The sequence below is a fragment of the Kitasatospora sp. NPDC091207 genome, assembly GCF_044768625.1.
In the GTDB taxonomy this organism is placed as follows: domain Bacteria; phylum Actinomycetota; class Actinomycetes; order Streptomycetales; family Streptomycetaceae; genus Kitasatospora.
Window position 1 is genome coordinate 35,845 of the sequence record NZ_JBIVVS010000031.1, and the last position, 14,275, is coordinate 50,119.

Sequence of the window (14,275 nt, forward strand, 5' to 3'; positions counted from 1 at the left end):
CCCCGGCGCGCAAAACCCGGTGCTCGGCGGGCGGGTGCTGGGCAATACTCGGGCTGGTGTTCATGTCGATCTCCACCACCGGTACTGCCGAGAGCCCGGCCACCGACCTCGGTTTCCTGCTGCACAAACACCCCGGCAAGGTCCAGCGGTTCGGGACGTCGCACGGGGAGGCCCACGTCTTCTACCCGGCGGCGGGCGACGAACTCTGCACGGCCGCGCTGCTGCTCGACATCGACCCGATCGCGCTGGTCCGCAGGGGCCGGGGCAAGGGCCGGGGCGGCTCACCGGACTTCGCGCTCGCGCAGTACGTCAACGACCGCCCCTACGCCGCGTCCTCGCTGCTCGCGGTGGCCCTGCGGACGGTGTTCCGCACGGCGATGAAGGGTGTCTGCGAGGCCCGCCCCGGGCTGGCGGACCGGCCCCGGCCGCTGCGGATCGCACTGCCCGCCGTGCCCGCCAACGGCTCGGGCGAGGGTGGCGGGCCCGCCATGGTGACCCGGCTCTTCGAGCCGCTGGGCTGGCAGGTCGAGGCCGTGGCGATCCCGTTGGACGAGTCGTTCCCCGAGTGGGGCGAGTCGCGCTACGTGCGGGTCGAGCTGGCCTCGTCCACCGTCCGTCTCGCGGACGCGCTCCAGCAGCTCTACGTGCTGTTGCCGGTGCTCGACGGTGCCAAGCACTACTGGGTCGCCCCGGACGAGGTCGACAAGTTGCTCGCCGCCGGCGAGGGCTGGCTGGCCGACCACCCGGAGCGGGCCCTGATCGCCCGTCGGTACCTCTCGCGACGCTGGTCGCTGACCCGGACCGCGATGGAGCGCCTGGAGCTGGCACGGCTCGCCGAGGCCGACGACCGCGAGGTCGAGGAGATCGACAACGCGGTCGACGACACCGACGGCCCCGAGCCCGGGGCGGCGCACCCGGCCGCCACCGGGCGGGCCGAGGCGGGACCGGCCGAAGGAGGACCGATCGCGGCGGGACCGGCCGAGGACGGGGCGCCGTCGAAGCGGCCCTCGCTCGCCGAGCAGCGCCGGACGGCGATCCTGGCCGCCCTGCGTGAGGTCGGGGCGGCCCGGGTGGCCGACCTCGGCTGCGGGCAGGGCGAGCTGATCGGCGCGCTGCTCAAGGACTCCCGGATCACCGAGGTGCTCGGTGTGGACGTGTCCGCGCGGGCGCTGACCGCGGCCGCCCGCAAGCTGCGGTTGGAGCGGATGCCGGAGCGTCAGGTGGCCCGGGTCAAGCTGGTCCAGGGCGCGCTGACGTACACGGACACGCGGCTGAAGGGCTACGACGCGGCGGTGCTCTGCGAGGTGATCGAGCACCTGGACCTGCCCCGGCTGCCGGCCCTGGAGTACGCGGTGCTCGGGGCGGCCCGTCCGTCGGCGGTCGTGGTCACCACGCCGAACGCCGAGTACAACGTCCGTTGGGAGAGTCTGCCGGCCGGGCACGTCCGGCATGCCGACCATCGTTTCGAGTGGGATCGCGCGCAGTTCCGCGCCTGGGCCGAGCGGGTGGCGCGGTCCTACGGCTACACCGTCGTGATCCGTCCGGTCGGGCCGGAGGACCCGGACGTGGGGCCGCCGACCCAGCTCGCGCTGTTCCGCCTCGGCAGCACGGCCGAGCCCGCGCCCACCGAGCCCGCGCCCACCGAGGCCGAGCCCACCGAGCCCGCGCCCACCGAAACCGCCGGTGCCACTACCAGGGCCGACCGCGAGACCATCGAAGCCGCCGGCACCACCACATCCGACCGTACGACGCCCGAAGGGGGCGAGCCCCGATGACGACCGACGACGACGCGCAGTTCCCGAGCCCCACCGAGGGGACGCCCCCCGACCAGGGCACCACCGAGCCCGGCACCACCGAGGCCCCCGCACCCGAGGCCCCCGCCGCCGCGAAGGCGCGCCGCCTCCCGGTGACCGACGTCTCCCTCGTCGTCCTGATCGGCACCAGCGGTGCGGGCAAGTCCAGCTTCGCCCGCGAGCACTTCCTGCCCACCCAGGTGATCTCCTCGGACTTCTGCCGCGGCCTGGTGTCCGACGACGAGAACGACCAGTCCGCCTCCGCCGAGGCCTTCGACGTGCTGCACTACATCGTCGGCAAGCGCCTCGCCGCCGGCCGGCTGACCGTCGTGGACGCGACCAACGTCCAGCCGGAGGCCCGCAAGCAGCTGATCCGGATCGCCCGCGACCACGACGTGCTGCCGATCGCGATCGTGCTGGACGTCCCGCCGGGCGTCTGCGCCGAGCGCAACCGCTCCCGCCCCGACCGCCAGTTGCCCGCGCACGTGGTCCCGCGCCAGCACCGCGAGCTGCGCCGTTCGCTGCGCGGTCTGGAGCGCGAGGGGTTCCGCAAGGTGCACGTCCTGCGCGGCGAGGCCGAGGTCGGGGCCGCCGAGATCGTGCCGGAGAAGCGCTTCAACGACCTGCGCCACCTCACCGGCCCCTTCGACATCGTCGGGGACATCCACGGCTGCCGCTCCGAGCTGGAGACCCTGCTCACCCGCCTCGGCTACGCCCTCGCGCGGGACGACGCCGGCCGCCCGGTGGACGCCGTCCACCCCGGGGGCCGTACCGCCGTCTTCGTCGGTGACCTGGTCGACCGCGGCCCGGACACGCCGGGTGTGCTGCGCCTGGTGATGGGCATGGTCGCGGCCGGGCACGCGATCTGCGTGCCGGGCAACCACGAGAACAAGCTCGGCCGCGCGATGGACGGCAGGAAGGTCACCGTCTCGCACGGTCTCCAGGAGTCGCTGGACCAGCTGGCGGGCGAGTCGGAGGAGTTCCGCGCCGAGGTCCGGACGTTCATGCGCGGCCTGGTCAGCCACTACCTGCTGGACGGCGGGGCCCTGGTGGTCTGCCACGCCGGTCTGCCGGAGAAGTACCACGGCCGGGCCTCCGGCCGGGTGCGCTCGCACGCGCTGTACGGGGACACCACCGGTGAGACCGACGAGTACGGCCTGCCGGTGCGCTACCCGTGGGCGGAGGAGTACCGGGGCAAGGCCCTGGTGGTCTACGGCCACACACCGGTGCCGGTGGCGAGTTTCCTCAACAACACCATCTGCCTGGACACCGGCTGCGTCTTCGGCGGCAGCCTGACCGCGCTGCGCTACCCGGAGCGCGAGCTGGTGGGCGTCGAGGCGGAGCGGGAGTGGTACGCGCCGGTCCGGCCGATGATCACGGACGCGCCCGGCTCCCGCGAGGGCCGTCCACTGGATCTCGCGGACGTGGCGGGCCGCCGGGTGGTCGAGACCGCCCTGCACGGCCGGATCGCCGTCCGGGAGGAGAACGCGGCGGCCGCGCTGGAGGTGATGAGCCGGTTCGCGATCGACCCCCGGCTGCTCGCCTACCTGCCGCCGACCATGGCGCCGAGCGCGACCTCGCGCCGCCCCGGCTACCTGGAACACCCGGAGGAGGCCTTCCTCGCCTACCGCGAGGACGGCGTCCGGCAGGTGATCTGCGAGGAGAAGCACATGGGCTCCCGCGCGGTGGTGCTGGTGGCCCGGGACGACACGGCGTTGGAGAAGCGGTTCGGGCCGGCCGGCCCGGGGGCGATCTGGACCCGCACCGGCCGGGCCTTCCTCGGCGACGAGGACCTGACCGCCGCCGTCCTGGGCCGGCTGCGGGCCGCGGCGGAGCGCTCCGGGCTCTTCGACCAGCTGCGGACCGACTGGCTGCTGCTGGACACCGAGCTGATGCCGTGGTCCCTCAAGGCCACCGAACTGCTGCGCCGCCAGTACGCGGCGGTCGGCGCGGCGGCACGCGCGGCGCTGCCGCGGGTGCTCACCGCGCTGGAGCAGGCGGCCGGCCGCGGGCTGGACCTCTCCGCGCTGACGTCCCGCCAGCGGCAGCGGGCCGCCGACGCCCAGGCGTTCACCGAGGCGTACCGGCGGTACTGCTGGCCGACCGAGGGCCTGGCGGGCATCCGGCTGGCACCGTTCCAGGTGCTGGCGGCCGAGGGGGCGAACCTCGCGGTGCGTCCGCACGACGAGCACCTCGCCTGGATCGACGGCCTGGTCGACGCCGACCACGCGGCGGAGCCGCGGTCCCCGGTCCTGCACCGGACCGGCCGGCTGCTGGTGGACACCGGTGACGAGGCGTCCGTCGCGGCGGCCGTCACCTGGTGGGAGGAGCTCACCGGGGCGGGTGGCGAGGGCATGGTGGTCAAGCCACTGGTCTCGCCGGCCCGGGGCAGGGCCGGGGAGGGCCGCCCGGGCGGGCTGGTACAGCCCGGAGTCAAGGTCCGCGGCCGCGAGTACCTGCGGATCATCTACGGGCCGGACTACACCGAGTACCTGGACCAGCTGCGGCAGCGCTTCCTCGGGCACAAGCGCTCGCTGGCGCTGCGCGAGTACGCGCTCGGCCTGGAGGCGCTGGACCGGCTGGCGGCGGGTGAGCCGCTCTGGCGGGTGCACGAGCCGGTCTTCGCCGTCCTCGCGCTGGAGTCCGAGCCGGTCGACCCCCGGCTCTAGGGTCCGTCCCAGGGTGCTCCCGCCGGGGAGCCGCACCGCTGCGGACCGGGCGGGTCCCGCGGGTCACCCCGCAGGGTCCGCCGCGTCGCAGGCCCGGCCGGTGCGTGCCGCTCCCGGGCCGTGCGGCCCGGCACGGCGGCTGCCGCCGGCCGAAGTATCGCGAAGTCTTTGCATAGAAATTCCGAGCATCGTATATAATTGCCGCTTCGCTGTTCGTCCACGTCACCCCAGGAGCCCGGCATGGCCTTCAACCTCCGGAACAGGCACTTCCTCAAGGAGCTCGACTTCACTCCCCAGGAGTTCCGCTTCCTGGTGGACCTCGCCGCCCAGCTCAAGGCGGCGAAGTACGCGGGCACCGAGCAGCCCCGGCTGCGTGGCAAGAACATCGCGCTGATCTTCGAGAAGACCTCCACCCGGACGCGCTGCGCCTTCGAGGTCGCCGCCCACGATCAGGGCGCCACCACCACGTACCTGGACCCGTCCGGCTCGCAGATCGGCCACAAGGAGTCGATCAAGGACACCGCCCGGGTGCTGGGCCGGATGTTCGACGGCATCGAGTACCGGGGGCACGGCCAGGCGGTCGTCGAGGAGTTGGCCGCCCATGCCGGGGTCCCGGTCTGGAACGGTCTGACCGACGAGTGGCACCCCACCCAACTGCTCGCCGACGTCCTGACCATCCAGGAGCACACCGCCAAGCCGCTGACCGAGGTGGCCCTCGCCTACCTCGGCGACGCCCGCTCCAACATGGGCAACTCGCTGCTGGTCACCGGCGCCCTGCTCGGTATGGACGTCCGGATCGTCGCGCCCCGGGCGCTCTGGCCCGCCGAGGACGTCCGGAAGGCGGCCGAGGTGCTCGCCGGGTCGACCGGCGCCCGGATCACCCTCACCGAGGACGTCGACGCGGGCGTGGCCGGCGCCGACTTCCTCTACACCGACGTCTGGGTCTCGATGGGCGAGCCCAAGGAGGTGTGGGTCGAGCGGATCGAGCTGCTCAAGCCGTACCAGGTGTCGATGGAGACCGTCCGGGCCACCGGCAACCCGGCCGTGAAGTTCCTGCACTGCCTGCCCGCCTTCCACGACCTGGGCACGGTGGTCGGCCGGCAGCTGCACGAGACGACCGGGATGGCCGAGCTGGAGTGCACCGACGAGCTGTTCGAGTCGGACCACTCCATCGTCTTCGACCAGGCGGAGAACCGCCTGCACACCATCAAGGCCGTGCTGGTCGCCACCCTGGGGTCCTGAGGTCCCGGATCCGGGACCTCAGGACCCCAGGGGCGTCACGGCCTCAGCGTCACGGCTTCAGCTTCACGCAGCCGGCCCGGTCGCCCGCGGCGTGCGGGCCGGCCGGGGTGCCCGCGTGCAGGACCACCGAGCGGGCCTCGCCCGGCCGGGGTTGCCAGGCCACCGAGGCGGCGGCCGAGCCGGCGCCCCGGCCGTCCGTGCGCAGCGTCAGCCGCAGCTCGTTGCGGTCGTTGGCGTAGGAGGGGTCGGTGGACGGCTGCACCGGGTCGGCGAGGTGCTGGTAGTGCGGACCGGAGGCGGCCGGGTCGGCCCCGCAGGAGCCGGTGTGCAGGTGTGCCGGGAACTCGTGGTCCGGGGCGAGTCCGGCCACGGTCAGGGTCAGCAGCGTCCGCCCGGGCACCGAGCGGTCGATCACCACGCGGACGTGCGAGCCGTACGGCACCAGGTCGGTGGCGTGGCTGATCGCGGTCGGCGGGACGAAGGCCGACGCCGGGTCGAAGGCGGCCTCGACCACCGAGACCGTCCGGGCCGCGGAGCTGTCGGAGCCCTCGGCGGCAGCGTCGGCGGTCGGCCGCACGGAACCCCCGGCGGCCGGCGACGCCGGTGCGGTGTGGGCGGCCTGCGCGGGAGGGGCGGCCGCCGCGGCCGCGGTGGGTGCCAGCAGGGCGAGCGGGAGCAGGGCGGCGGCGATCGGACCGGGCATCGGCGGGCCTTCCGGGGTGGGGGAGCGGTACGGCGGACGCCCTGCTCAACGGTGGCCCGTACCGAACGGACACCCCCTGGGCGGCCCCGGCCTCCCCGGCGTCCCGGCTGTCCTACCCGGCCGAGCCGTGGATCCCCCGGATCTCGCAGCGCGGCCCGCTGGCCCGCATCAGCCGCAGGTCCGCCGTGACCAGCGGAGCCCCGTACCGCTCGGCGACCGCGACGTACGCGGCGTCGTCCGGGGTGAGGTTGTCCTTCAGCTCCCAGATCCGGCCGAGCAGCGGGGTGATCCCGACCTTGCGGATCGCCAGCTCGGGCAGTCGGGCGACGATCTCGCCGACCCGTTCGGCGGTGAGCTCCTTGGCCAGGTAGAGGCCGCGCAACGACTGCATGACCTCGATGACGATGTGCTCGGGGGCCACCCACTCGCCGTCGGCCGCGAGCTCGGCGCGGGCCGCCGTTCCGCGCTCACCCTCGTCGGCGAGCGCCAGTACCAGTGCGGATGCGTCCACCACGATCATCAGTCGGCCCCCGGCCCGTTCCCGTCCGTCATGTCACGTCGCCGGTCACGCTACCGGTCGTCTGCCGCCGGACCCGCCGCCTGCCGCCCGTGCCGGGCCCGCTCCCGGTCCGCCGCCTGCGCCCCGCCTGCGCCCCGCTCCGCCCCGACCCGCCGCCCACCGTTTGATGCCCACCGTTTGATGCCCACCGTTGGACGCCCGGCCTTGGGGGCCTCGTCACAAGGGGTTCGGGCGGGATGTGCCGGGTGGGGGCAGTGTGGAGGTGGTGCCGACGTGGCGGACGCGCCGCCATGCACTATGGTTTATCTCGACATCGAGATAACTGCCCACTACTATATATCTCGACATCAAGATACTTGCCGAGAGGCGCTCACCGGCGGTGCGGGCGGGGTCAACCTAAGTAAGGGTGACCTTACCACCGTGGCGGCCGGATACCGCACGAAGCACCTAGAAGGAGTCAGTCGTGTCCGCGAACAGCTTCGACGCCCGCAGCTCGCTGCAGGTGGGCGACGAGTCGTACGAGATCTTCAAGCTCTCCGCCGTCGAGGGTTCCAAGCGGCTGCCCTACAGCCTCAAGGTGCTGCTGGAGAACCTGCTCCGCACGGAGGACGGCGCGAACATCACCGCCGACCACATCCGCGCGCTCGGCAACTGGGACGCCGACGCCCAGCCGAGCCAGGAGATCCAGTTCACTCCGGCCCGCGTGATCATGCAGGACTTCACCGGCGTGCCGTGCGTGGTCGACCTCGCCACCATGCGTGAGGCCGTCAAGGAGCTGGGCGGCGACCCGGCCAAGATCAACCCGCTGGCCCCGGCCGAGCTGGTCATCGACCACTCCGTCATCGCCGACAAGTTCGGCACCCCGGACGCCTTCGTCCAGAACGTCGAGATCGAGTACGGCCGCAACAAGGAGCGCTACCAGTTCCTGCGCTGGGGCCAGACCGCGTTCGACGAGTTCAAGGTCGTCCCGCCGGGCACCGGCATCGTCCACCAGGTGAACATCGAGCACCTGGCCCGCACGATCATGGTCCGGGGCGGCCAGGCCTACCCCGACACCTGCGTCGGCACCGACTCGCACACCACCATGGTCAACGGCCTGGGCGTGCTGGGCTGGGGCGTCGGCGGCATCGAGGCCGAGGCCGCGATGCTCGGCCAGCCGGTCTCCATGCTGATCCCGCGCGTGGTCGGCTTCAAGCTCAACGGCCAGCTGCCGGCCGGCACCACCGCCACCGACCTGGTGCTCACCATCACCGAGATGCTGCGCAAGCACGGTGTGGTCGGCAAGTTCGTCGAGTTCTACGGCGAGGGCGTCACCGCGATCCCGCTGGCCAACCGCGCCACCATCGGCAACATGTCGCCGGAGTTCGGCTCGACCTGTGCGATCTTCCCGATCGACGCCGAGACCATCAGCTACCTGAAGCTCACCGGCCGCAGCGAGCAGCAGCTCGCCCTGGTCGAGGCGTACGCCAAGGAGCAGGGCCTCTGGCACGACCCGTCGGTCGAGCCGGTCTACTCCGAGTACCTCGAGCTGGACGTCTCCACCGTCGTCCCGTCGATCTCCGGCCCGAAGCGCCCGCAGGACCGCGTGATCCTGGCCGAGGCCGCCACCAAGTTCGCCGAGGCGCTGCCGACCTACTCGGCCGAGGCCTCGAAGCCGACCGCGGTGACCGCCCCCGACGGTTCGACCTACGAGATCGACAACGGCGCGGTCGTGATCGCCTCGATCACCTCCTGCACCAACACCTCCAACCCCTCCGTCATGCTGGGCGCCGCCCTGCTGGCGAAGAAGGCCGTGGAGAAGGGCCTGACCGTCAAGCCCTGGGTCAAGACCACCCTGGCCCCCGGGTCCAAGGTCGTCATGGACTACTACGAGAAGGCCGGCCTGCTCCCGTACATGGAGAAGCTGGGCTTCAACCTGGTCGGCTACGGCTGCGTCACCTGCATCGGCAACTCGGGCCCGCTGCCCGAGGAGGTCTCGGCCGCCGTCAACGAGTCCGACCTGGCGGTCGTCTCGGTGCTCTCCGGCAACCGCAACTTCGAGGGCCGGATCAACCCCGACGTCAAGATGAACTACCTGGCCTCCCCGCCGCTGGTGGTCGCCTACGCCCTCGCGGGCAACATGAACATCGACATCACCCGCGACGCGCTGGGCCAGGACGCCGACGGCAACGACGTCTTCCTCGCCGACATCTGGCCGTCCGAGAAGGAGGTCGCCGACACCGTCGCCGGCTCCATCGACGAGGCCATGTTCGACAAGGGCTACCAGGACGTCTTCGCCGGTGACCACCGCTGGCAGTCGCTCCCCGTCCCGACCGGCAACACCTTCGAGTGGGACGCCGAGTCCACCTACGTCCGCAAGCCCCCGTACTTCGAGGGCATGGCCAAGACCCCGAGCCCGGTGACCGACATCGCCGGTGCCCGCGTCCTGGCCAAGCTGGGCGACTCGGTCACCACCGACCACATCTCCCCGGCGGGCAACATCAAGCCGGGCACCCCGGCGGCGCAGTACCTGACCGCCAACGGTGTGGAGAAGCGCGACTTCAACTCGTACGGCTCGCGCCGTGGCAACCACGAGGTGATGATCCGCGGCACCTTCGCCAACATCCGCCTGCGCAACCAGATCGCGCCGGGCACCGAGGGCGGCTACACCCGCGACTTCACCCAGGCCGACGCGCCGGTGTCGTTCATCTACGACGCCTCGCAGAACTACCAGGCCGCCGGCATCCCGCTGGTCGTCCTCGCCGGCAAGGAGTACGGCTCCGGCTCGTCCCGTGACTGGGCCGCCAAGGGCACCGCGCTGCTGGGCGTGAAGGCCGTCATCGCCGAGTCCTACGAGCGCATCCACCGCTCGAACCTGATCGGCATGGGCGTCCTGCCGCTGCAGTTCCCGGAGGGCCAGAACGCCGAGTCCCTCGGCCTGACCGGCGAGGAGACCTTCTCCTTCACCGGTGTGACCGAGCTCAACGACGGCCGCACCCCGGCGACCGTCAAGGTCAAGGCCGGCGATGTCGAGTTCGACGCGGTCGTGCGCATCGACACCCCCGGCGAGGCGGACTACTACCGCAACGGCGGCATCCTGCAGTACGTGCTGCGCAGCCTGATCGGCTGACCAGCGCACGCACCGCGGGGCTGAGGCCCCGACGGTAAAGAGACAGTCAAGAGGCCGGATCGCGTCAACGCGGTCCGGCCTCTTGTATGTCCGGGCCGAATGGACTAAACCTCTGTTTCAGCTTGGTCCAGACCACTTGATGCTGATTCAGAGAAAGCCGCAGGTCTTCTCGTATGCGCATGCTCAGTCGTACCGCTGCCTTCCTCGCCGCCGTCACGGTGGCCTCCGCTGTCGCCGCCCCCGCCGCCTCGGCCCACGACCGCGGCCACGGCCCGAGGCTGAAGGGGGAGCGGGTCGGCTACTTCACCCAGTGGGGGGCCAACAGCTCCGCCAAGCGGGTGCAGGAGTCCGGCCAGGCCGGGAAGCTCACCGTCATCAACTACGCCTTCGGCAACGTCTCCGCCGACGGCACCTGCTTCGAGTCCAACGAGGCCGGCCAGGGCGACGCCCTCAACGACTACCAGCGCCCCTTCTCCGCCGCCGATTCGGTGGACGGCCGGGCCGACGCGCCCGGCCAGCGGCTCAAGGGCCACTTCAACCAGCTGCGCAAGCTGAAGGCCGAGAACCCGCAGCTCAGGACCGTCATCTCGCTGGGCGGTTGGAGCTGGTCCAAGTACTTCTCGGACGCGGCCGCCACCGACGAGGCCCGCAAGAAGTTCGTCTCCTCCTGCCTCGACCTCTACATCAAGGGCAACCTGCCCCGGCTGGCCGGCGCCCCCGAGGGCGGCACCGGGGTGGCCGCGGGCGTCTTCGACGGCATCGACGTCGACTGGGAGTACCCGGGCGGCGGCGGTGACGCGGGCAACGTCGTCCGGCCCGAGGACGGCCGCAACTTCACACTGCTGATGCAGGAGTTCCGCAAGCAGCTGGACGCGCTCAGCGGCAAGAAGGGCAAGCACTACCTGCTGACCGCCGCCGTGGCGGCCAACGAGACCGTCGCGGACCGGCTGGAGCTGCCCGAGGTCGCCAAGTCCGTCGACTGGCTCAACCTGATGACGTACGACCTGCACGGTCCGTGGGAGGGCAAGGGCCCGACCAACCACCAGGCCAACCTCTACTCCGACCCGACCGACCCCGAGCCGCGTCAGCGCAGCGCGGACAAGGCCGTCGACCACTACGCCGAGCGCGGCCTGCCGTCCCGCCAGACCGTGCTCGGCGCGCCGTTCTACGGCCACGGCTGGACGGGTGTCCCGGCGGGCAGCCGCAACGGCCTGTACCAGTCGGCCACCGCGGCCGCGGGCGACCTCACCTACCAGGAGATCAACGCGCTGCCCGGGAAGCTCTCCGTCGACCGTGAGCACGGCGCGTCCTGGAAGTACGACGGCACCACCTTCTACAGCTACGACAGCGCCGAGGTGCTCACCGCCAAGGCCCGCTACGCCCGTTGGAACGACCTGGGCGGCGTGATGGTCTGGTCGCTGGACGGCGACGACGCCCGGGGCAGCGGGATCGCCGCCCTGGACCGCGGGCTGCGGGGCAACTGACCCCGGCCGGACCGGGCCCGGCGGCCACCGCCGGCCCCCGCGCCACACCGCCGGTCCCCGCACGACACGGACGGGCCCGCCGCGAGCGATCGCGGCGGGCCCGTCCCCGTGCCGGCGGGTGCCGGCGAGCGGTACCGGCCGGCGGCCTCGGCAGGAGGCGCCGGCCGAGGTGTCAGGCGCGGTCGCAGGCCTGCGCCCGCAGCGCCCGGGCCAGGTCGTCCCGGCGCTCCAGCACCAGCCGGCGCAGCGCCGGCGCCGCGTCCGGGTGCCCGGCCAGCCAGGCGTCCGCCTCGGCCAGCGTCTCCTCGCTGATCTGGGCGTGCGGGAAGAACCCGCCGACGATCCGCATCGCGATCTCGATGGTCCGCTCGGACCAGACCCGCTCCAGCAGCTTGAAGTACGGCGCCGCGTACAGCGCGGTCAGGTCGCGGTGCCCGGGCAGCGCGAAGCCGGCGATGTTCGCCTCGACCAGCGCGTTGGGCAGCTCGTCCGAGTCGATCACGGCGGACCAGGCGGCGGCCTTCGCCTCCGGGGTCGGCCGGGCGGCCAGGCACTGGGTGTACTGGCGCTTGCCGCTGGCGGTGTGGTCGGCCGTCAGCTCCTCGGCGAGCTCCTCGTCCGAGGCCTGGCCGGCCGCGGCCAGCGCCAGCCAGAGCGCCCAGCGCAGCTCCTGGTCGACGTCCAGGCCGTCGATCCGGGCGGTGCCCGCCAGCAGGCCGCGGACCAGGCCCAGGTGCTCGGAGCCGTTGGCGGTCTGGGCCAGGAAGCGGGCCCAGGCCAGCTGGTGGTCGCTGCCGGGGGCGGCGGCGCGCAGCTCGCGCAGCGCGCCGTCGGCCAGCAGCCGGCCGCCCTCGCCGCGCCAGGCCGGGTCGGCGTACAGGTCGACGGCGCCCTTGGCCTGCAGGTGCAGGGACTGCAGCACGCCGATGTTGGACTCCTGCCCGGCGAAGCGCAGCACCAGGGCGATGTAGTCGCGGGCCGGCATCAGGCCGTCCCGGGTGAGGTTCCACACCGCGGACCAGGCCAGTGCCCGGGCCAGGTCGCCCTCGATGTCGCCGAGGCCGCCGCGCAGCGTCTCCAGGGACTCGGCGTCGAAGCGGATCTTGCAGTAGGTCAGGTCGTCGTCGTTCAGCAGCACCAGCGCGGGCCGGGGGCGGCCGACGGCTTCGGCCACGACGGTGCGGGTGCCGGTGACGTCCAGCTCGATCCGGTCGGTGCGCACCAGCGCGCCGTCGGCGTCCCGGTCGTAGAGGCCGACGGCGATCCGGTGCGGGCGCAGGACGCTGCCGTTCCCGGCGTCCTGGAGGACGGCGAGCTCGGTGATCCGGCCCTCGGCGTCCACGGTGACCTGCGGGGTCAGCGAGTTGACGCCGGCGGTCTGCAGCCAGGCGGCGGCCCAGGACTTGAGGTCGCGGCCGCTGGTCTCCTCCAGGATGTCCAGCAGGTCGGCGAGTTCGGTGTTGCCGAAGGCGTGCCGCTTGAAGTAGCGGCGGGCGCCCTCGAAGAAGGCCTCCGAACCGACGTACGCCACCAGCTGCTTGAGCACCGAGGCGCCCTTGGCGTAGGTGATGCCGTCGAAGTTGAGCTTGGCGTCCTCCAGGTCCCGGATGTCCGCGGTGATCGGGTGGGTGGTCGGGAACTGGTCCTGCCGGTAGGCCCAGGCCTTGCGCTGGTTGGCGAAGGTGATCCAGGCGGCGGAGTAGCGGGTGCGCGCGCCGATCAGCGCGTAGGAGCCCATGAAGTCGGCGAAGGACTCCTTCAGCCAGAGGTCGTCCCACCAGCGCATGGTGACCAGGTCGCCGAACCACATGTGCGCCATCTCGTGCAGGATGACGTTGGCCCGGCCCTCGTAGGCGGCGTCGGTGACCTTCGAGCGGAAGATGAACTCCTCGCGGAAGGTGACGCAGCCCGGGTTCTCCATCGCGCCGATGTTGTACTCGGGCACGAAGGCCTGGTCGTACTTGCCGAACGGGTACGGGTAGTCGAACTCCTCGTGGAAGAAGTCGAGTCCGAGCTTGGTGACGCCGAGGATCTCGTCGGAGTCGAAGTAGGGCGCGAGCGACTTGCGGCACAGCGCGGCGAGCGGGATCTCCAGGGTGGTGCCGTCGGCCAGCGTGCGGCTGTAGTGGTCGGTGGCCACGTGGTAGGGGCCGGCGACCACGGCGGTGAGGTAGGTGGAGATCGGCCGCGTCGGCGCGAACCGCCAGGTGCGGGCGGCGCCCTCGGTGGTCACCTCCTCGTGCACGGCGTTGGACCGGACGTCCCAGGCGGCGGGCGCGGTGACGGTGAAGGAGAACGGGGCCTTCAGGTCGGGCTGCTCGAAGGTGGCGAACACCCGGCGGGCGTCGGCTGGCTCGTAGTGGGTGTAGAGGTAGGTCTCGCCGTCCACCGGGTCGGTGAAGCGGTGCAGGCCCTCGCCGGTGCGGCTGTACGCGCAGTCGGCGTCCACCACGAGGACGTTCCGGTCGGCGAGGCCGTCGACGTGCACCCGGGCACCGTCGAAGGCGGTGGCCGGGTCGAGCGCGCGGCCGTTCAGGGTGACCGCGCGGACCGCGCTCGCCAGCAGGTCGAGGAAGGTCGAGGCGCCCGGCTCGGAACAGCCGAAGGCGATCGTGGTGGTGGAGCGGAAGGTGGCGGCCGCCGGGTCGGGGGCCGACGTCACGTCCAGCCGGACCTGGTAGCTGTCCACAGACAGGATGCTGGCCCGCTGCTGGGCTTCGTCGCGGCTCAGGTTCTTGCCCGGCACGGCGGTACT

At 72.4% G+C, this 14,275-nt stretch carries 8 protein-coding genes; 5 read left to right on the forward strand and 3 right to left on the reverse strand.

From position 1 onward, the window contains the following. The first annotated feature begins 56 nt into the window (after window positions 1-56). The 3 genes from ACIQTO_RS33605 (at window position 57) to argF (ending at window position 5,704) form a co-directional block, all read left to right on the forward strand. Window positions 57-1,775, forward strand: a complete 1,719-nt coding sequence (locus ACIQTO_RS33605; protein WP_402396197.1) for a 3' terminal RNA ribose 2'-O-methyltransferase Hen1 — start codon at window positions 57-59, stop codon at window positions 1,773-1,775. Then, the gene (locus ACIQTO_RS33610; RefSeq protein ID WP_402396199.1) at window positions 1,772-4,462 is read left to right on the forward strand and encodes a polynucleotide kinase-phosphatase; all 2,691 of its coding nucleotides are present in this window, start codon (window positions 1,772-1,774) and stop codon (window positions 4,460-4,462) included. Before ACIQTO_RS33605 ends, ACIQTO_RS33610 begins: the two co-directional genes overlap by 4 nt. 240 nt (window positions 4,463-4,702) lie before the next feature. Continuing rightward, the gene (gene argF, locus ACIQTO_RS33615) at window positions 4,703-5,704 is read left to right on the forward strand and encodes an ornithine carbamoyltransferase (protein ID WP_402396201.1); all 1,002 of its coding nucleotides are present in this window, start codon (window positions 4,703-4,705) and stop codon (window positions 5,702-5,704) included. A 49-nt stretch (window positions 5,705-5,753) separates the two neighbouring features. Here the strand turns inward: argF and ACIQTO_RS33620 are convergent, their stop codons facing one another. Continuing rightward, window positions 5,754-6,407, reverse strand: a complete 654-nt coding sequence (locus ACIQTO_RS33620; protein WP_402396203.1) for a superoxide dismutase family protein — start codon at window positions 6,405-6,407, stop codon at window positions 5,754-5,756. Window positions 6,408-6,519: 112 nt separating this feature from the next. After that, window positions 6,520-6,927: a type II toxin-antitoxin system VapC family toxin gene (locus ACIQTO_RS33625; RefSeq protein ID WP_402396206.1), complete on the reverse strand. Its 408-nt coding sequence runs from the start codon at window positions 6,925-6,927 to the stop codon at window positions 6,520-6,522. A 463-nt stretch (window positions 6,928-7,390) separates the two neighbouring features. Here ACIQTO_RS33625 and acnA point away from each other — a divergent pair, with 463 nt between their 5' ends. Both acnA and ACIQTO_RS33635 read left to right on the forward strand, forming a co-directional pair. Next, window positions 7,391-10,036, forward strand: a complete 2,646-nt coding sequence (acnA, locus tag ACIQTO_RS33630; protein ID WP_402396208.1) for an aconitate hydratase AcnA — start codon at window positions 7,391-7,393, stop codon at window positions 10,034-10,036. 179 nt (window positions 10,037-10,215) lie between these two features. After that, window positions 10,216-11,520, forward strand: coding sequence for a glycoside hydrolase family 18 protein (locus tag ACIQTO_RS33635; protein ID WP_402396211.1), 1,305 nt, complete (start codon window positions 10,216-10,218; stop codon window positions 11,518-11,520). A 172-nt stretch (window positions 11,521-11,692) separates the two neighbouring features. Here ACIQTO_RS33635 and pepN read toward each other — a convergent pair whose 3' ends face one another. Further along, window positions 11,693-14,266: an aminopeptidase N gene (gene pepN / locus ACIQTO_RS33640; RefSeq protein ID WP_402396214.1), complete on the reverse strand. Its 2,574-nt coding sequence runs from the start codon at window positions 14,264-14,266 to the stop codon at window positions 11,693-11,695. Window positions 14,267-14,275 lie beyond the last annotated feature (9 nt).

What these genes read in the sequence shown, in the direction of transcription:
- ACIQTO_RS33610 (WP_402396199.1), top strand. Translation starts at nt 1,772, where the DNA reads ATGACGACCGACGACGACGCGCAGTTCCCGAGCCCCACCGAGGGGACG.
- ACIQTO_RS33635 (WP_402396211.1), top strand. Translation starts at nt 10,216, where the DNA reads ATGCTCAGTCGTACCGCTGCCTTCCTCGCCGCCGTCACGGTGGCCTCC.
- ACIQTO_RS33625 (WP_402396206.1), bottom strand. Translation starts at nt 6,927, where the DNA reads ATGATCGTGGTGGACGCATCCGCACTGGTACTGGCGCTCGCCGACGAG.
- argF (WP_402396201.1), top strand. Translation starts at nt 4,703, where the DNA reads ATGGCCTTCAACCTCCGGAACAGGCACTTCCTCAAGGAGCTCGACTTC.
- ACIQTO_RS33620 (WP_402396203.1), bottom strand. Translation starts at nt 6,407, where the DNA reads ATGCCCGGTCCGATCGCCGCCGCCCTGCTCCCGCTCGCCCTGCTGGCA.